This window comes from Actinomadura sp. NEAU-AAG7 (assembly GCF_018603865.1).
GTDB lineage: Bacteria > Actinomycetota > Actinomycetes > Streptosporangiales > Streptosporangiaceae > Spirillospora > Spirillospora litoris.
In genome coordinates this window covers 292,096-309,974 of sequence record NZ_JAHFZY010000004.1, presented here as the reverse complement: position 1 = coordinate 309,974, position 17,879 = coordinate 292,096, and the positions used below count along the sequence as shown (strand labels likewise).

The window sequence follows — 17,879 nt, the reverse complement described above, 5'->3', positions numbered from 1 at the left end:
CGGAGCCTCCCGTGCCGCCCAAGATCAGCGTCGTCGTCCCGTTCCACGACGTCGAGGCGCATCTCGCCGAGTGCCTGGAGTCGCTGGCCAGGCAGACCCTCCGCGACCTGGAGGTCGTCATGGTCGACGACGGGTCCGCGGACGGCGGCTCCGTCATCGCGAAGGAGTTCGCCGACCGCGACGACCGCTTCGTCCTGGTCCAGCGCGGCCACGAGGGGCTCGGGCCGGCCCGCAACGCCGGTGTCGCGCGCGCGGGCGGCCAGTACCTCGCCTTCGCCGGAGCGGCCGACACCCTGCCGCCCTACGCCTACGAGCTGCTGGTCCGCACGCTGGAGGCGACCGGGTCCGACATCGCGGGCGGCAACGTCCTGCGCCTGGACGACGACCGCGCCTGGCAGTCGCCGCTGCACGCCGGGGCCTACGCGGCCACGGTGAAGCGCACGCACATCACCCGCCATCCGGCCCTCCTCCAGGACCGCACCGTCTGGAACAAGGTGTACCGGCGCTCGTTCTGGGACGCGCACCGGTTCGAGTTCCCCGCGATGTCCCACGAGGACCCGCCGGTCAGCCTGGAGGCGCACGTTCTCGCCTCCGCCGTGGACGTCCTCGACACGGCCGTCTACTTCTGGCGGCACCGCCAGGAGCCGCCCTCCCCGAACCCGCAGGCGAACGCCGCCGACCGGATCGCCTCGCTGGAGATGGTGCGCGGGATCCTCGGCGACCACGCGCCCGCGCTGCTCCCCGTCTACGACAAGCACGCCCTCGACCTGGACGTCCGCGCCCTGATCCTCGCGCTGCCCACCGCGTCCGGCGAGCACCGCGACCGCCTGCTGGAGGCGGGCGCCGACATCGTCGCCGCCGCGGCCCCGTCCGCGTTCCAGGGGCTGGAGGCGATCAAGCGCCTCGAACTGCACCTGCTGCGCGAACGGATGCTGCCCGAACTGCTCGACGTCCTCCGCTTCGAGGAGAATGGGCTGCACGACGTCCCGCTGGTGAGCCGGGGCAGGCGGCGGCAGCGCTGGTACGCGCGCTACCCGTTCTACGGCGACCGGGCGCGGGCGGTCCCGGACGAGGTCTACGACGTCACCGACGAGCTCAGGCTCCACGCCGAGGTCGACCGCGTCACCTGGGACTCCGGCTCCCTGGTCGTCCAGGGCCACGCCCACTTCGACCGGCTCGCCGTGACGTCCGCCAAGGACTCCCGCATCCGGATCTGGATGCACGACGCCAAGACCGGCAAGGAGATCCGCCTCCCCGTCGAGCGGATCCCCTGCCCGGAGGCCACGGTCCAGTCGGGGCAGTCGCTGGTCTCCTACGACTGGTCGGGGTTCTCCATCCGGATCGAGCCGGAACTCCTCCAGGACGGCGACGACTGGCCGACGGTGACGTGGGAGCTGTTCGCCGAGGTCACCGCGTCCGGCTGCAAGGCCGTCCAGCGCCTCACCTCCGCCGAACCCGCCGTGAACTGGGCGGCCCCGCGCCAGGTCGACGAGCATGTCGCCGTCCAACCCGCCGCCGACCAGGGATTCGTCGTCCACGTCAAGCGCGCCAAGGCCGTCGTCACCGGCTACCGCCGTGTCGGCGACCTGTTGGAGATCACCGGCTGGACGCGGCTCGCGCTCGGCCCCGGCGCCGCGATCGTCGCCACCCGGCGGCACGGCGGCCCCGAGGTCCGGGGCGAGGTGACGGTGCGTCCGGCGGCGGGCATGCGCATGGACAGGGGCACCGGCTTCGACTTCATGGCCGCCCTCCCCCTGGGCGCCCTCCACTCCGACCCGGAGGCCGCCGAACGAGGCCCCGCCACCCACCTGCGCGACGCGATCGACTGGGACATCCGCCTCGTCGGCGCCGACGGCCCCCTGCGGCTGACCGTGGCCCGCACCCTCCCCGGCGCCCGCTTCGCGACCCGGGGCCGCGAGTTCGCCCTCACCCGCACCGCCTACGGCAACCTGCGCGGCGTCGAGCGCAGCTTCCGCCCCGTCGTCACCTCCGTCCGGTGGACCGCCGACGACCGCCTCACGCTGACCGGCGACCTGTCCGATCCCGCCCACCGCCCCACCCACCTGATCCTCCGCCGCCGTCCCTCGGGCGACGAGCACCGCCTCCCCCTCACCTGGGACGGCCCGACCTTCACCGCCACCTTCGCCCCCGGCGCCATGCCGCTCTTCGGAACGGCCGGGCCCCTGACCACCGGCCTGTGGGACCTGCTGGCCCCCACTCCGGGAACCGCCAAAAGAGCCGATGGCACTCCCACCGCGAGCAGCACCACGGCCTCGCCCCCTCCAAAAGCCGCCCAGACAACGGCAAGACCCGCGCGTCCGACCAAGCCGACGCCCGCAACGGTCAAGTTCAAGCCGAACAGAAGACACGCGCCCACGCAGAACGCCGCCCCACCGACCTGTGCGGAGCCCGGAGAGATCCCGGTCGTCGTCGAACGCGCGGTGATATCCGACCTCCCGGAATGGCGAGCGGCCGGAACACACGAATTCGAGGCCCGCGTCCACCAGACGGACGCGCTGCAACTGAGGAGCCGTACCGTCATGGCCGAGGACGAACGCGGCGGGCACGCCCAGCGCCTCCTCTGGGAGCGCGACTACCCCGTCTACCTGCGGAGCCCGCTGACAGAGCTGGTGGTGTTCGACAGCTACGGCGCGTCCCAGTACAGCTGCAACCCCAGAGCCATCTACGAGGAGATCACGCGGAGCCATCCCGGGCTGGAGTGCGTCTGGATCTCCACCGACGGCCAGTTCAACGTCGAGGGCGACGCCAAGGTCCTCATAGCCGGGACGAGAGAGCACTACCGCGCGCTCGCGCGCGCCCGCTACATCGTCACGAACTACGGCCTCGCCCCGGGATTCGCCAAGCGTCCCGAGCAGACGTACATGCAGACATGGCACGGCACCCCGCTGAAACGCCTCGGCTACGACCTCAGCGACCTGCACTCCCAGCGCGCGGAGAACCTCCGCTGGATCGACTACGAGGTCCCCCGCTGGGACGTCGTGCTCTCCCCCAACACGTTCACCTCCGACACCATGCGGCGGGCCTTCCGCTACGAAGGCGAGATCCTGGAAACGGGATATCCGCGCAACGACGTCCTGAGCAGCCCGGAGTTCGACCGCCTCGGCGCCCGCGTCCGCGAGCGGCTCGGGATACCGGCGGGCAAGAAGGTCGTCCTCTACGCCCCGACATGGCGCGACGACCACCACCTGGCGCCGGGCCGCCGGGCGTTCTCCATGGAACTGGACGTGGAGGCCCTGCGGCGGGCGCTCGGCGACGACCACGTCCTCCTCGTCCGCCCCCACTTCCTGATCACCGAAGGAGACCGCCCGAGATCGGACGGCTTCACGATCGACGTCTCCCGCTACCCCGACATCGCCGACCTGTACCTGGCGTCCGACGTCCTGGTGACCGACTACTCCTCCGCGATGTTCGACTTCGCCTGCACCGGCCGCCCCATGCTCTTCTACACCTACGACCTGGCGCGCTACCGCGACCACATGCGCGGCTTCTCCCTCGACTTCGAGACCGAGGCCCCGGGCCCGCTCCTCACCACCTCCACCGAGGTCGCCGAGGCACTCCGGGCGATAGACGAGATCCAGGACGCCTACGTCGACGCCTACGACACGTTCTTCGACAAGTACTGCCCCCACGACGACGGAAAGGCCGCAGCCAGAGCAGCCGAACGCCTCCTCGCGTGACCCCGCCCCAACACCCCACCCAGGAGGACGCCCTCCCCACCGAACCGCAGGCAAGGCGACAACAACCCCATCCGCTCCCCCCTCCCAAGCGCGGACGCACCCCCATACGCGCCCACGCCTCCTAAGGGCGGACACACACCCCACATGCAGCCGCGCCCCACATAGGGGCACCCCTCCCACGCGTAGGCGCCCCTCTCACACGCAGGCGCGCCTCCTATTTGCGGGGCGCTCCTATATGCGGGGCCGCGGGGCGTCCTCCCACGCGCAGGTAGGTCGCCTTACGCGGCCACACCCCCATACCTCGGGCCCCCACCCACACGCGCGCGCACGCCCATGCCCGCCGCATCCCGCCCGCGGACACACCTCCCAGACGCAGACGCGCCCCGTATACGGCCACCCCTCTCCCACGCGGGCACGCCTCCCCCGCGCGCGACGCCCCTCCCATGCGCAGGTGCGCCGCCTTACACGGGCACGCCCCCATCCCCGGGGCCCCACCCACACGCGTGCACCCCCCTATGCGCGCACGCCCCCATCCGCGCGCCGCCTCCTGCGCGCGGACACACCTCCCACGCACAGAAGCACCCCATATACGGACACCCCTCCCACACGCGGACACCCCTCCCACACGCGGACACCCCTCCCACGCGCGGGCTCATCTCCAACGCGCGGGACGTCCCTCCCATGCACGGGTGCGCCACCTTAGGCGGGCACACCCCCATACCTCGGGCCCCTTCCACACGCGCGCACGCCCCCACGCGCGCGCCGCATCCCGCGCGCGGACACATTTCCCAGGTGCAGACGCGCCCCATATACGAGCGCCCCTCTTATATGCCGGGCGCGCCTCCCTCGCGCGGGACGCCCCTCCCACGTGCAGGTGCGCCGCCTTACACGGGCACACCCCCATGGATCCCACCCACGCGCGCGCACGCCCCCTACGCGCGCCGCATATGCAGGCGGACACCACTCCCGCGTGCAGGCCGCCCCCTCCTGCGCGCGGGCATACCTCCCACGCGCGGCGCGCTCCCCACGCGCGGCGCGCTTCTCATATGTGGGGCGGCCCTCCCGTGCGGGCGCGTCTGCGGTGTCTTCGGCGCGCTCGGGGGGTTCGCGCCGATCGTCGGCCCGGTCATGGGAGGCTTCGTGCTCGCCTGCCTCATCCGGTACTGGATTTTTTTCATGAACGCGTCCATCGGCGCAACAAGCAGCGTGTGGCAATGCGGTGAGGGTGCGGTTGATACGAAGGCAGCGGCTTGTGGAGACCGCTCGGGGAACCGCAGTTGATTTTCGCCCGTTTAGATACTAAGGACCATCCGAAACGGAGCGTAATGACTGACCGCGTCCCTTCCTTCGACACGGGCCATCTGGACGGCCGGAGCGTGCCCACTCGACAGCGACGGCGCCACCGTGGCCGTCGGCGACTACGCGGGCCAGGCCCACCAGGTGATGCGCAACCTCCAGGAGGCCCTGCGCGGCGCCGGCGCGACACTGAGCGACGTTGTGAAGACCACCGTGTACGTCGCCTCCTCCAAGCAGGAAGACCTCGTTCAGGCTTGGCGGGTCGTCCGCGAGTACATGGGCGACCACGATGCCCCCAGTACGCTCCTCGGTGTCGCCACGCTCGGCTACGCCGACCAGCTCGTCGAGGTCGAGGCCGTCGCCGTGATCGACGATTCGCACAGTTGAGCCGACCTGCGCACACTCGTCCGAAAGCTGTCTCGGACTCCCTCGGGCGCGCCGCCGTTGGGCAGGCGCTCGACCTGCGGCCGGATCCCCGTTCCGGAGATGACCGGCGGCGGAACGGGAAGGTCCGCATACAGCGCGCCGTGAGCGAGCCAACTGTCGGCGGCTATTTGCGGGTGGTTTCTACCTCGGGAAGCGGGTTCGCCGTGTAAAGGCTCGCGCCCGTACCGATGCCGCCCCTGGACTCGTTGGTCACCTTGGGGTCGATGAGGCGAAGGATCCCGGTACACGGGGTGGGGCCGTCGAGTTGCGCGGTCAAGGTGATCGAGTCGGTGGGCACGCTGAGGTCGTAGAACCGGACCTCGTGGGAAAGAGGGAACCGTCCGCGTTTGTCGTGCAACCGCCAGGTGAGCCGGGCTTCGGAGGCGCAGGCCATGTCGGACTGAAAGTCGAGGTGGCCGTCGAAGAAGTACTTGGGACCGGCGTGAAAGATGCGTTCGGACCAGGTCCTTTTCAGATGTGGCACGGTAAAGATGGAAACCACGGCATTTCCTGCGGACAGCCGGTAGGCGAGCGCCTTGCCGGCGTGGTGACGGTTACCCGACTTGGGCACCGAGACCTGCCAGGGCATGACTCCGGCGGAGAGCCGGGTCGAGGTGATCGCCTTCTTTTCGGAGTGGACCATCGGATCGACCACCCCAAAAACGATAATTCCCCCGACCAGCATCACGATGGCGCACACGACGAGCGCCACGACTGTGCCCAAAAAGATCCGCTCGGTACTAGAGAAAGCGATGAAGGACCGCTCGGCGGCGCTCCCAGGATCCGGCGGCCGTGGCGCGGATGCCGCGCTCAGTGGCGTAGGGTCGCGGCCATCACGGCTCCTCTCGGACACGACCGGCCCTCCGAACGATGCAGCTGGCGACGGCAGAGCTGTCGACCAAGATATGACGCCCGGCCGACCGTGCGAGCTTCCCGCGCCGCCAGGTTCCCGCTACCCACGCTGCGGTCCTGCTGATGGCATCGCGTATCAAGGCGCCCTCCGCGCTGACGCCGGTGGATGCGTAGTCGGCCCAGGACGCTCCCGGCCGGGGGCGCGTTCAGCGGTGTAGGCCATGGGCCCCAACGGCTGGTTCACCAGGGAGGCGGCGCCCGCCTCCGGCGCGGGCTGGACGGCCCCGGGCTTCAGACGTCCCGGCGAGCAGGTCGATCGGACGGGGGCAGGCGCTCCAGGGCGCCGTCGATGAGGTCCCAGCCGTTGATCTCGGCTGTTCCGGCGGACGCGAAGTCGTGTCCGTCCGCCAGAGCTGCGTCCAGCAGGGCACGGACGACACCGGGGCGATGCAGGTTGAGGTAGGCGCGGTCGCTGGTTCGCAGCACTCCGCCGTCGTGGAACATGCCGTCGTTGACGATGCGGCCCGGTCCTTCGTGGAAGACGATGAACAACCGGCCAGGCGCCCCCTCTTGCCGAAGGCTCAGGATCTCTCGGCAGCCGTCGCAGCGCGGACGGCCTTCCTCGTCCTGGTAGCGCTTGTGACGGTGGCCCGCGCTCCATCTATAGGTGAGCGACCCGACGAGGAGGCGGCGGACGGGACGGTTTCGGGCCATGTCGGACGAACATAGCCGGTGTCCGAATGGTCTGCGCGACCCAAGCTCGTCAACCGGGGCGGTGGGCGCGGGCGAACAGGCAGGTGCCGGGCCAGGTCGAGATGGGGAGGCGGCGTTCGAGCGCCGCCGCCAGGCGTAGGGCTTCGTTGGTGAACGGGTGGAGCGGCGCCAGGTCCTCGTAGTGCGCGCTGCGATGGCGGAGCAGGCGCAGCGGGGGACGGAGGAGGACGCCGCGGCTCCAGACCCGGTCGAGGAGCAGACCGGCGCCGTCCAGCAGGTCGACGAGTGCGCGGCGCGTGTAGCGGCGGACGCGGCCGAGGGACACGTCGTGCGCGGACCACAGCGCCATGTCGCACGGGACGGAGAGCAGCACCGTCCCACCGGGACGCAGCACGCGTGTGATCTCGGCGGCGGCACGCGCGTCGTCCTCGATGTGCTCCAGGACGTCCATCGCCAGCGCCATGTCGTAGCGCTCGGAGGGGAGCGGCAGGTAGCGCGCGTCTCCCTCGTACGCTTCGACGCCGTGGGCGCGTGCCAGTGCCACGGCCACGGGGTTGAGGTCGATCGCCGTGGCCTGCCAGCCGTGCGCGGCGAGTTCCTTGGAGTTGCCGCCCGCTCCAGCGCCGATGTCGACGGCGTCCCCGGGGACGCTGTACCGCAGCAACTCCCTGGACAGGATCGCGCGGCGTTCGCGGTACCACCAGTTGTCGTTCTCGATCCGCGCGACCCGCTGGAGTTCGATGGTGTCCACGGCACAAGCCGACGCCATCAGGGTGCCTTCGGGCCATCGTCGCCGCCGCCCGCGGAGGGATCGTTGACGCTGCCTTGACCCCTCCGGGGCGCTGCCGACGCTCGGCGCGTTCAGCGGGACTTGCGGCGGCGGGCCAGGAAGCGGACGGCCAGGAAGAGGGCGACCCCGGCGCCCAGCACCGGGGCGGCGCGCTTCGCCAGCGAGGGGCCTGCGAACTCCAGCAGGTCGATCGCGTCGTCCACGGGTTGGGCGCGGGTGGCCTCGGCCGCGTGCCTTCCACGGGACGCCGCCGCTTCGGGGACCTCCGCCTCGGAGGGCTTGGACGGCGCGGCCTTCGCGCTCACCTCCGACTCCGGCTCGGCGGACGGCTTGGTGTCGGACTCTCCAGACTTCTCGCCCTCGGGCTTCGGAGACGCGGAGGCTTCGGGCGCCGAGGACGCTTCCGCCTCGCTGGCGCTCTCCGCCTTCGCGGTCGCGTCGGCCGTCGCAGCCGCGTCTGGTTCTGCGGCCGCGTCCGGTTTGCCGGCACCAGCCAACTTCGCGGCCACGGCCGGCTTTGCGGCCGCGTCCGATTTTGCGGGCGCGTCCGGCTTCGCGGTCGCCTCCGGTTTGGCGGTCGCGTCCGGCTTCGCGGGCGCGTCTGGCTTTGCGGTTGTGTCCGGTTTTGGGGTCGTGGCCGTGGACGGTTCGGGGGTCGTCGTTGGCTTTGTTGGGGGCTTGGGCTCTGCTTTGGTGGGGGTGGTCGGCGCGGCGCCGGGGGACTCCAGTTCGGCGGCCAGGGCCTTCGCGAAGCGGGCAACGATCTTGGAGCCGACCTCGGACAGGATGTTGCGGCCGAACTGCGCCGGGCGGCCGGTCACGTTGAGCTTGGTCTGGACGGTCACGCGGGTCGTGCCGTCCTCCTCGTGGAGTTGCGCCTGGACGGTGGCGGACGCGGTGCCCGAACCGCGCGCCTCCTTGGCCGCGGCCTCCAGCGTGACCGAGCGGGACGCCTCGTCGGCCGAGACGATGCGGGCGGTGCCGCGATAGGTGATGGTCATCGCGCCGACCTTCACCTTCAGGCGTCCGGTGTACTCCTCGCCCTCCGTCGAGTCGAGGGTCGCGCCCGGCATGCAGGCGGCGACGCGTTCCACGTCCAGCAGAACCGGCCAGGCCTGGTCCACCGGCACGGGGACGGTGAAATCGTGGTCTAGTTCCATGATCGCAGTCCTTCTCGTCCGGAGACCTTGCTCGCGACCTTACGACCGCCGCCGGGGGCGCCGCCAGTCGGGGGACACGCGGCCCCGCCCCGGCGCGTCCGAGCCTCGTTACATGATCATGTTCGCATCGTCCCGGCCATGCCGCGAACGCCCGCCCAGGTACCGCGGTCTCGGGCTTCGCGGCGTCACACCGCACCCGCGCCCGCCCTGTCCCGGACGCGGGCGCGGGTGCGGCATGGTCAGGAGGCGGCCGCCGCCAACGCCCGGGCGGTGAGGACGGTCGCCAGATGCCGTCGGTATTCAGATGAACCATGCAGGTCGGCGGGCGGCTCGGCACCGGCCGCCGCGTGCTCGGCAGCCGAACGGAACGCCGCCTCGGAAACGGCGCCGCCCGCGACGGCACGCTCGACCTCGGACGCGCGCACAGGCGTGGAACCCATGTTGGTGAGCGCGATCCTGGCTTCCCCGACCGTGCCGTTCTCGCGGCGGACGGCGCAGGCCACGCCCACGATCGCCCACGCCTGGGCCGTCCGGTGGAACTTCTCGTAGTGCGCGCCCCAGCCCGCGCCCAGCTTGGGGATCCGTACGCTGAGCAGCAGCTCGTCGGGCTCCATCGCGGACGTCATCCAGTCCACGAAGAAGTCCGCGGCCGGGATCTCCCGCTCGCCCCGCACGGAGCGCACGAGGAACACCGCGTCCAGCGCGAGCGCCACGGCGGGCAGGTCTCCGGCCGGGTCGGCGTGCGCGAGCGACCCGCCGAACGTCCCCCGATGCCGGACGGCCGGATCGGCGACCGTCTCCGTCGCCCGCGCGATCAGCGGGGCGAACTCGCGGACCAGCGGGTCCCGGACGACCTGGTGGTGCGTGGCCATCGCGCCGATCACGAGCGTGTCGCCCTCGTCGCGGATCTCGCGCAAGGGGTCGACGCGGTCGAGGTCGATCAGCGAGTCGGGGTAGGCGAGGCGGAGCCGCAGCAGCGGCATGAGGCTCTGCCCACCGGCGAGGATCTTGGCGTCCTCGCCCGCGTCCGCCAGCGCGGTGACCGCCTCGTCCACCGTGCCCGGACGGACGTAGTCGAACGTCGCGGGGATCATCGGGTGCCTCCCTCGGAGCCGAGACCGCCGCCCGCACCGGGTGCGGTGCCGCCGGGCGGCGCCCCGGAGCCGCCCGTTCCTGAACCGGAGCGCAGCGCGCGCCACACGCGTTCGGGTGTGCACGGCATCGCGACGTCGTGGACGCCGTACGGCCGCAGCGCGTCCACGATCGCGTTGACGACCGCCGGGGTCGAGGCGATCGTGCCCGCCTCACCGACGCCCTTCACGCCGAGCGGGTTGGACGTCGCCGGGGTCTCGGTGCGTCCGGTGATGAAGTGGGGCAGATCCGCCGCCGACGGGACCAGGTAGTCGGCCATCGTGGTCGTCGTCAGGTTCCCCTCGGCGTCGTAGACGGCCTCCTCGTAGAGCGCCTGGGCGATGCCCTGCGCGAGGCCGCCGTGCACCTGGCCCTCGACGATCAGCGGGTTCACGACCTTGCCGACGTCGTCGACCGCGACATAGCGGTGGACCCGCACCATCCCGGTCTCGGTGTCGACCTCGGCGGCGCACAGGTGCGTGCCGTGCGGGAAGGAGAAGTTCTCCGGGTCGAAGGTGGCGTCGGAGTCCAGGGACGGTTCGAGGCCGTCCGGCAGGTCGTGCGCGGTGAACGCGGCGGACGCGATCTCCTGGATGGTCCGGCCCTCCTCGGGGACGCCGCGGACGCTGAACCGTCCGCCGTCGAAGTCGAGGTCGGTCTCGGCGGCCTCCAGCAGGTGCGCGGCGACGCGGCGGGCCTTGTCCACGACCTTGTCGCAGGCCGAGGACAGGGCGATGCCGCCGACGGCGAGCGACCGCGAACCGTAGGTGTCCATGCCCTTGGGCGACACGGCGGTGTCACCGTGCAGGACCTTCACGTCCTCGAACGGGACGCCGAGCCGGTCGGCGGTGATCTGCGCCCACGCCGTCTCGTGGCCCTGCCCGTGCGGGGACGTGCCGGTGACGACCTCGACCTTCCCGGACGGCAGCACCCGCACCGCCGCGTGCTCCCATCCCCCGGCGCCGTAGGACAGCGAGCCCAGCACCCGGGACGGCGCGATGCCGCACATCTCGGTGAACGTGGACACGCCGATGCCGATCTGCACCGGATCGCGCCGCTCGCGCCGCGCCGCCTGCTCCGCGCGCAACGCGTCGTAGTCGAACAGCCCGAGCGCCTTCTCCGTCGCCGACTCGTAGTCGCCGGAGTCGTAGGTGAGGCCCGCGACCGTCTCGTAGGGGAACTCCTCGTGCCCGATCCAGTTGCGGCGCCGCACCTCGATGGGGTCGAGGTCCAGTTCGGCGGCCAGTTCGTCCATCAGCCGCTCGATCGCGTAGGTGGCCTCGGGACGGCCCGCGCCCCGGTAGGCGTCGGTCGGCGTCTTGGTGGTGAACACGCCCGAGCAGGTGAAGGAGTAGGCGTCCATCTTGTAGATGCCGTTGAACATGAACGCGCCGAGCAGCGGGATGCCGGGTGTGACGAGCATCAGGTAGGCGCCCATGTCGGCGAGCAGGTCCACCTTCAGGCCGCGGATCCGGCCGTCCCGCTCGGCGGCGAGCGTGAGCCGCTGGATCTGGTCGCGGCCGTGGTGGACGGTCATGTTGCCCTCGCTGCGCGACTCCGTCCACTTGACGGGACGGCCGAGCCGCCGCGCGAGCAGCAGTGCGATGACCTCCTCCCCGTACACCTGGAGCTTGGACCCGAACCCGCCGCCGACGTCCGGCGCGACGACCCGGAGCCGGTGCTCGGGGATGCCGGTGACCGTCGCGAGCATCAGCCGCAGGATGTGCGGGATCTGCGTGGAGGAGTACAGCGTGAACTCCTCGCCCTCCGGAACGCACAGCACCGCGCGCGGCTCCATCGCGGACGGGATCAGCCGCTGCTGGACGTACCGGCGCTCCAGGACGACCGGCGCGTCCCGCAGCGCCGCGTCCAGGTCGCCGTTCTCGAACACCCACGTGTAGGACTTGTTCGTCCCGAGGCCGGTGTGGACGAGGTCGGCGCCCTCGGCCAGCGCGTCCTCCATGGCGGTGACGGCGGGCAGCGGCTCGTAGTCGACGTCGATCTCCTCCAGCGCGTCGATCGCCGCGTACCGGTCGCGGGCGACGACGCAGGCCACGGGCTCGCCGACGTAGCGGACCTCCTCCACCGCCATCGGCGGGTGGTCCGGGTGCCTCATGTCCTCGGTGACGACCCAGGCGCAGGGCAGCGCGCCCTGCTCGTCCGCGATGTCGGAGCCGCTGAGTACGGTGACCACACCGGGATGCTCGCGCGCCGGCGAGGTGTCGACGCGGGTGATGCGGGCGTGCGCGTGGGGGCTGCGCAGGAACGCGACGTGCAGCGTCCCGGCGGGGGTGATGTTGTCGGTCCAGCGCGTCCGTCCGGTGACGAGGCGGGCGTCCTCGCTGCGCTTGCGCGGCGCGCCGACCTCCTTCGCCGCCGCGGGGCCCTCGGCGGTGGCGGTCATGGCGCCACCTCCCGCTCCGACGGCTCGCGCATCTCCCCGGCCGCCCGCCGGACGGCACGGACGATGTTCTGGTAGCCCGTGCAGCGGCACAGGTTGCCCTCCAGCCCGTCCCGGATCTCCTCCTCGGACGGGTCCGCGTTCTCCCGCAGCAGGTCGATGGACGCCATGATCATGCCGGGGGTGCAGTAGCCGCACTGGAGCGCGTGCTCCTCGTGGAACGCGCGCTGCATCGGGTGCTCGGTGCCGTTCAGCCCCAGGCCCTCGACGGTCGTGACATCACGCCCGTCGGCCTGGACGGCGAGGACCGAGCAGCTCTTCACGCTCACCCCGTCCATCAGGACGGTGCAGGCTCCGCAGTTGCTGGTGTCGCACCCGACGGGGGTGCCGACCTTGCCCAGCCGGTCGCGCAGGTAGTGGACGAGCAGGACTCGCGGCTCGACGTCGTCCTCATACGTCGCGCCATCGACATCGACACGGATACGTGGCATGCGTTCTCCCAGGGACGTCTCGGGGTTGGCTGGAGAGGGACGTCCTCGGGCGGTGCGCGCTGGTCGGGCCACGTCATCGGCCACCTCGTCATCGGCCACCTCCGCGAAAGGCGACCTAACGAACGTATGCCGAGGTTGAAGTGTGTACCAGTCCCCGGCGCCGTTTGTTTACCCGGGGGTTGCGTACTTTATTTGGAATCCCGCCCGACCTCGCGCGGCCCACACGCCACAACCACGGCGCCACTGGAACAACACCGGCGGCGCGGCGGCACAGGCGCGGCGGCACAGGCGCGGCGGCACAGGCGCGGCGGCACGGCCACGGCTTCGAAGGCAACGCGCCCCGCCCCGGTGCGGTGGCGCCGCACCGGGGCAGGTCACGCGGGCTCCAGGAGCGCGGGATTCAGTTCACGCGGAGCAGGACGGGCCAGGTCTTCTGGCCGACGACGCCGTCGGAGGGGATCCCGCCCCACTTCTGGACGGCCTTCACCGCCTTCTCGGTCGCGTCGTCGAACTTGCCGGTCATCTTGATCTCGGGGTGGCTGCGGGCGAGCAGCAGCGCCTGCACGCTCTGTACGTGTTCGCCCGTGGCGCCCTTGGCGAGTTGCGGCAGTTTCTTCACCATGTCCTCCGTCCAGTTGCCTCCGCCGTAGGCGGGGCGTCCGTATCCGGCGATGACGTCCGACGCGCGTACGCGGCGTTTGCACGCGTTCGCGGTGTTGGCCTCGATGGTCTGGACCCGTCCTCCGCCGAGGGCCTTCTCGACGATCCCGACGTGGTCGATGGCGCCGACCGAGTTGGAGGCGCCCCAGTCGAAGAAGACGATGTCACCGGGCTTGGCCCGGTTGACCTCGGCCGTGGTGCCGACGTGCCAGCGCCCGACCTTCTGGAAGTCCTGGGCGTGCCAGACCGTGTAGGCGCGGTCGCCGCCCGGGAGGACGGCCGCCGCGTTGCCGCTGTGCCTGGCCCAGAACGTGATGGCCATGTCGCACCACGAGGCGTCGAGGAACTCGTCGCCGTGCCGGGAGGCGTACTCCCGCGTGATCCTGTTCGGCCGTCCGGCCATCCCGAGGCACCTGCGGGCCTCGGCCAGCATCTGCGCCGCGCCCATCAGCCGTCCTCCGCCGGGACGTCGTCCCCCGAGCCGTCCCCGGTGTCGCCCTCCGCGTCACCCTCTGTGTCACCCTCCGCGTCGCCCTCCGCCGAGGTGTCCCCCTCCGCGCGGAAGACGCCCTCGGCGTCGGGCTCGCCGTAGAGTTGGCGGAGGACCGCCTCTTCGTCGGCCTCGGTGGCCCGATCGACATCGGGATGAACATCGACTTTGCCCATATGGGCCAGTTCGCTCGCGTCCGTTCCTGTCTGGGGGGTCACTACTCCTCCGTATGGTCGGCGGTGGCCGTCCCGCTACGTGGGCGACCTCCGACCGACAGTAATGGGTCTCCCCATTAGACATCCGGAATTCGCCCTAAATCACTCATGGTGTGGTAACAATCTGCTACCTGGATCATTCATCCTGTGACTCCTCGGGGGCCACGTGGGTGAATGTGCCGTCGAAAGGGCCGCTGGACGATCCGGGCGACATGCCGCTCGACGAGCCGGCGACCTCGTTGATGATGTCGCTGCCCGGGCTCCCGTTCCCCTTGGCGAGGTTGAGGGAGCGGTCGACCTCCAGGAGGCTGTCGTTCCCCGCGTCCTCCCCGCTGTTGTGGACGTTGTAGAGGTTGACGTTGAGGTCGCGCATCACGGGGGCGGGTTCCGCGGACGCGGTTCCGGCCGTCCCGATGCCGATGACGCATGCGGCGGCGACGGTGACGAAGACTCTGACCAGCATGGCTTCCTTCCAAGCGAGAAGACGGGTGGGGGGTCAGGCGGTGGCCTCGGCCGGTTCACGGGCGTGCGCCGGCCGGGTGGCGTAGCGCTGGGCGAGCCACGAGCACACCAGCAGTTGGAACTGGTGGTAGAGCATCAGCGGCAGCACCGCCGTGCTCACGCTCGCCTCGGCGAAAAGGACGGTCGCCATGGGCAGCCCGCTCGCCAGGCTTTTCTGCGAGCCGCAGAAAAGGACGGCGATGCGATCGGCGTCGTTGAATTTCGCGAGCCGTGAAAGCAGACCGGCGGCGCCCAATGCGACGGCCAGCAGCCCGACGGTGACGAGTGCCAGGACGCCGAGTTCCGGGGGCGCCAGTTCGTCCCAGACGCCGCTGGCCACCCCCTGGCTGAACGCCGTGTAGACGACCAGCAGGATCACGCCCCGGTCATAGAGCGACAGCGGTTTGCGGCGGGCCCGCACCTGGTCGCCGATCCAGCGCTGGGCGGCCTGGCCGAGCAGGAAGGGCAGCAGCAGCCGCAGCGTGATGTCGCCGATCGAGCCGAGCGAGAACCCGCCCTCGACCGAGATCAGCGCCGCCGCCATCAGCGGCGTGAGCACCACCCCGACCAGGTTCGACAGCGAGGCGCTGCAGATCGCGCCCGCCTCGTTGCCGCCCGCGATCGAGGTGAGGGTGATCGAGGACTGCACCGTGGACGGCAGCACGCACAGGAAGACCACGCCCGTGGAAAGCGGATCGTCCAGGAAAAGGGAGCACGCGATCCCGAGCACGGGGAACACCGCGAACGTCACCGACGATATCGCCGCGTGCAGCCGCCAGTGGCGCAGGCCGCGCAGCGCCTCGCCGGTGGAGAGGCGGGCTCCGTAGAAGAAGAACAGAAGGGTGATGGCGACCGTCCCCGCGTGATGGAGAACACGGCTCGCGTCTCCACCGGCGGGGAACACCGCGGCGATTCCCACAGTGCAGAGAATCGCCGCGATGTAGGGGTCGATATGCAGACGCGTCAGCACGCGCATGTGATCGCCCGCTCCGAGGAACGGCGGATCAGCTCGACGATCCCGCCAGTTGCCGATCGACCTCGGAATGGTTCCGGCTGATGTTGCGCTCCAGCAGCGCGATCGACTCCTTGACGCCGACGCTTCCGGCGGTGGCCTCGGGGAGCCGTCCGTCGTCGCCCTTGAGCCGGCGGAGCGCGTCCTCCATCGCGGTCTGCGCCGCGAACAGGCACGGCGTGCTGTAGATCGCGACGTTCACCCCGAGATCGGCGAGTTCGGGGAGCGAGACGCGCGGCGACTTGCCGCCCGCGATCTGGTTGAACAGCAGCGGCTTGTCGCCGATGACCTCGCGGACCCGGCGGATCCACTCGACGCTGCGGACGCCGTCGACGAGGATGACGTCGGCCTTGGTCGCGGCCAGCGCCTCGGCCCGCCGGAGGATCTCCTTCTCGTCGCCGGCGTCGGTGCGGGCGACGACGACGAGGTCCTTGCGGGTGCGCAGGACGAGGTCGAGCTTCTCCAGGTACTCCTCCAGCGGCAGGATCCGCTTGCCCTCCACGTGCCCGCAGCGGCGGGGGCGCTGCTGGTCTTCGAGGATGACGCCGGACGCGCCGATGAGTTCGAGCTGCTCGACGACATGGCAGGCGACCTCGGGGTCGACGTAGCCGTCGTCGATGTCGACCAGCAGGTGCTTGCCCGGGAAGGCGAGCCGGAGCCGCTGCACGAACGCGACCATGTCCGGCCAGGCGATGAAGCCGATGTCGGGCAGCCCGTAATAGGACGCGGCGAACCCGAAGCCGGAAACGAACAGGCCATTGTAGTGCTGGGCGGCGACGGAGGCGGAGAACATGTCGAACACGCCGATGAGGGGCGTGACGCCTTTCGAGTGGATCTCGCGTCGCAGCTCGTCTCCGTATTTCACGTACCACTCCTTGATCTTGTGTACCGGGGGAGGGCGCCCGACCGGGGGCGCCCGTACCAAGAATTGATCACGGAATTTACCCTCATTCCGTGACAGGAACAGTTACTCATCCATGCCGTATAGAAGTGGTAAGCACCGGGTATACTTCACGCAAAATCGGACTCTGAACCGTCCAACTTGATCGCCAATTTACCGATTTATGGCGAGGACTAGTGGGTACGAATTTCCTCGGTGGCGGCGCGGACGGTGGCGGCCAGCGCCGCGAACTCGTCCGCGCGCGGGGAGGTGGAGCGAAACCCGAGCCCGATTCGGCGGAACGGCGCCGGGGACGCGAACCTGTGCAGCGACAGGTTCGGCGCCCGCCGCGTCTCCACCGGCAGAGCGGTCTCGGGGACGAGCGTCACGCCGAGCCCGCCCGAGACCAACTGCACGAGCGTGGCGAGGCTCGTCGCATATGTCGCGGCCGCCGCGCGCGCCCCGACCTCGCGGCACACGTCCAATGCCTGGTCGCGCAGGCAGTGCCCCTCATTGAGCAAAAGCACGTCGAGGTCGCTCAGCGCCTCGCGGGAAACGCCCCCCGGCGTGTCCTCCACGTCATACGACGATGGCGTCACCAGCACGAAATCCTCGTCATAAAGGACCAGTTCTGTCACGCCCGAAACGGGGACGGGAAGGGCGAGCAGCACCACGTCCAGCCGTCCGGCGAGCAGTTCGGCGACGATCTGGTCCGTCTGCTCCTCGTGCACGGAGAGTTCCAGCTCGGGAAACTCCGCCGCCAGCCGCGGCAGGACGATCGGCAGCAGGTAAGGCGCGACGGTGGGAATCACTCCGACCCGCAACGGCCCGACGAGCGGCCCGCGAACGGCGTGGACCTCCTCGACCATCCGGTCCAGTTCCGCGAGCACCCGCTCGGCGCGCCGCGCCACCCGCTCCCCCGCCGGGGTCAGCAGCACCTTGCGCGTCGTCCGCTCGACGAGCCGCGTGTCGAGGGTCTCCTCCAGCGCCGCGACCGACCCCGACAACGCCGGCTGGCTCATGCGCAACGCGGCGGCGGCGTCCCGGAAATGCAGGTGTTCGGCGAGCGCCAGAAACGCCCGCAACTGCGCCACCGTGGGCCTACCGACAGCCATCCAGAACCCCCGCGCACGACACTACCGGACGCCCGCCGATCGCCCCT

At 70.7% G+C, this 17,879-nt stretch carries 15 protein-coding genes; 2 read left to right on the top strand and 13 right to left on the bottom strand.

All coding sequences use genetic code 11. The features are described 5' to 3' along the window. Positions 1-11: 11 nt before the first annotated feature. Both KLI87_RS20485 and KLI87_RS20480 read left to right on the top strand, forming a co-directional pair. Positions 12-3,698: a CDP-glycerol glycerophosphotransferase family protein gene (locus KLI87_RS20485; protein WP_214618292.1), complete on the top strand. Its 3,687-nt coding sequence runs from the start codon at positions 12-14 to the stop codon at positions 3,696-3,698. Positions 3,699-5,027: 1,329 nt separating this feature from the next. Beyond that, positions 5,028-5,381 carry a RidA family protein gene (locus KLI87_RS20480; protein ID WP_214618588.1) on the top strand — a complete coding sequence of 118 codons (354 nt, stop codon included), beginning with the start codon at positions 5,028-5,030 and terminating at the stop codon, positions 5,379-5,381. A gap of 163 nt (positions 5,382-5,544) precedes the next feature. Here KLI87_RS20480 and KLI87_RS20475 read toward each other — a convergent pair whose 3' ends face one another. From KLI87_RS20475 to KLI87_RS20415, 13 genes are all read right to left on the bottom strand, one after another. Continuing rightward, complete coding sequence (locus KLI87_RS20475; protein ID WP_214618291.1) at positions 5,545-6,132, bottom strand: hypothetical protein; 588 nt, start codon at positions 6,130-6,132, stop codon at positions 5,545-5,547. A gap of 431 nt (positions 6,133-6,563) precedes the next feature. Next, positions 6,564-6,986 (bottom strand): hypothetical protein, encoded by a 423-nt coding sequence (locus tag KLI87_RS20470; protein WP_214618290.1) that lies wholly within the window; start codon positions 6,984-6,986, stop codon positions 6,564-6,566. A 49-nt stretch (positions 6,987-7,035) separates the two neighbouring features. Then, positions 7,036-7,737 (bottom strand): bifunctional 2-polyprenyl-6-hydroxyphenol methylase/3-demethylubiquinol 3-O-methyltransferase UbiG, encoded by a 702-nt coding sequence (locus KLI87_RS20465; protein ID WP_214618289.1) that lies wholly within the window; start codon positions 7,735-7,737, stop codon positions 7,036-7,038. 110 nt (positions 7,738-7,847) lie between these two features. Further along, positions 7,848-8,936 carry an SRPBCC family protein gene (locus tag KLI87_RS41050; protein ID WP_214618288.1) on the bottom strand — a complete coding sequence of 363 codons (1,089 nt, stop codon included), beginning with the start codon at positions 8,934-8,936 and terminating at the stop codon, positions 7,848-7,850. A gap of 239 nt (positions 8,937-9,175) precedes the next feature. Further along, positions 9,176-10,030 (bottom strand): xanthine dehydrogenase family protein subunit M, encoded by an 855-nt coding sequence (locus KLI87_RS20455; protein ID WP_214618287.1) that lies wholly within the window; start codon positions 10,028-10,030, stop codon positions 9,176-9,178. Continuing rightward, positions 10,027-12,471 (bottom strand): xanthine dehydrogenase family protein molybdopterin-binding subunit, encoded by a 2,445-nt coding sequence (locus KLI87_RS20450; RefSeq protein WP_214618286.1) that lies wholly within the window; start codon positions 12,469-12,471, stop codon positions 10,027-10,029. The genes KLI87_RS20455 and KLI87_RS20450 overlap by 4 nt, the downstream gene beginning before the upstream one ends. After that, positions 12,468-12,959: a (2Fe-2S)-binding protein gene (locus KLI87_RS20445; RefSeq protein ID WP_156219649.1), complete on the bottom strand. Its 492-nt coding sequence runs from the start codon at positions 12,957-12,959 to the stop codon at positions 12,468-12,470. Before KLI87_RS20445 ends, KLI87_RS20450 begins: the two co-directional genes overlap by 4 nt. 400 nt (positions 12,960-13,359) lie before the next feature. Continuing rightward, on the bottom strand, positions 13,360-14,067 hold the full coding sequence (locus KLI87_RS20440; RefSeq protein ID WP_156219651.1) for a peptidoglycan-binding protein: 708 nt from the start codon (positions 14,065-14,067) through the stop codon (positions 13,360-13,362). Continuing rightward, on the bottom strand, positions 14,067-14,327 hold the full coding sequence (locus tag KLI87_RS20435) for a hypothetical protein (RefSeq protein ID WP_214618285.1): 261 nt from the start codon (positions 14,325-14,327) through the stop codon (positions 14,067-14,069). The genes KLI87_RS20440 and KLI87_RS20435 overlap by 1 nt, the downstream gene beginning before the upstream one ends. Before the next feature lie 133 nt (positions 14,328-14,460). After that, positions 14,461-14,787, bottom strand: a complete 327-nt coding sequence (locus KLI87_RS20430; RefSeq protein WP_156219654.1) for a hypothetical protein — start codon at positions 14,785-14,787, stop codon at positions 14,461-14,463. Positions 14,788-14,820: 33 nt separating this feature from the next. Next, the gene (locus KLI87_RS20425; protein WP_214618284.1) at positions 14,821-15,801 is read right to left on the bottom strand and encodes a bile acid:sodium symporter family protein; all 981 of its coding nucleotides are present in this window, start codon (positions 15,799-15,801) and stop codon (positions 14,821-14,823) included. 28 nt (positions 15,802-15,829) lie between these two features. Next, complete coding sequence (locus KLI87_RS20420) at positions 15,830-16,702, bottom strand: oxaloacetate decarboxylase (protein WP_214618283.1); 873 nt, start codon at positions 16,700-16,702, stop codon at positions 15,830-15,832. Positions 16,703-16,911: 209 nt separating this feature from the next. After that, a complete protein-coding gene (locus KLI87_RS20415) occupies positions 16,912-17,832 on the bottom strand; it encodes a hydrogen peroxide-inducible genes activator (protein ID WP_214618282.1) in 921 nt (306 codons plus the stop codon). Positions 17,833-17,879: the final 47 nt, after the last annotated feature.

Excerpts from the sequence above, each read along its gene's own strand:
- KLI87_RS20470 (WP_214618290.1), bottom strand. The coding sequence starts at position 6,986 with ATGGCCCGAAACCGTCCCGTCCGCCGCCTCCTCGTCGGGTCGCTCACC.
- KLI87_RS41050 (WP_214618288.1), bottom strand. The coding sequence starts at position 8,936 with ATGGAACTAGACCACGATTTCACCGTCCCCGTGCCGGTGGACCAGGCC.
- KLI87_RS20455 (WP_214618287.1), bottom strand. The coding sequence starts at position 10,030 with ATGATCCCCGCGACGTTCGACTACGTCCGTCCGGGCACGGTGGACGAG.
- KLI87_RS20450 (WP_214618286.1), bottom strand. The coding sequence starts at position 12,471 with ATGACCGCCACCGCCGAGGGCCCCGCGGCGGCGAAGGAGGTCGGCGCG.
- KLI87_RS20445 (WP_156219649.1), bottom strand. The coding sequence starts at position 12,959 with ATGCCACGTATCCGTGTCGATGTCGATGGCGCGACGTATGAGGACGAC.
- KLI87_RS20440 (WP_156219651.1), bottom strand. The coding sequence starts at position 14,067 with ATGGGCGCGGCGCAGATGCTGGCCGAGGCCCGCAGGTGCCTCGGGATG.
- KLI87_RS20430 (WP_156219654.1), bottom strand. The coding sequence starts at position 14,787 with ATGCTGGTCAGAGTCTTCGTCACCGTCGCCGCCGCATGCGTCATCGGC.
- KLI87_RS20425 (WP_214618284.1), bottom strand. The coding sequence starts at position 15,801 with ATGCGCGTGCTGACGCGTCTGCATATCGACCCCTACATCGCGGCGATT.
- KLI87_RS20415 (WP_214618282.1), bottom strand. The coding sequence starts at position 17,832 with ATGGCTGTCGGTAGGCCCACGGTGGCGCAGTTGCGGGCGTTTCTGGCG.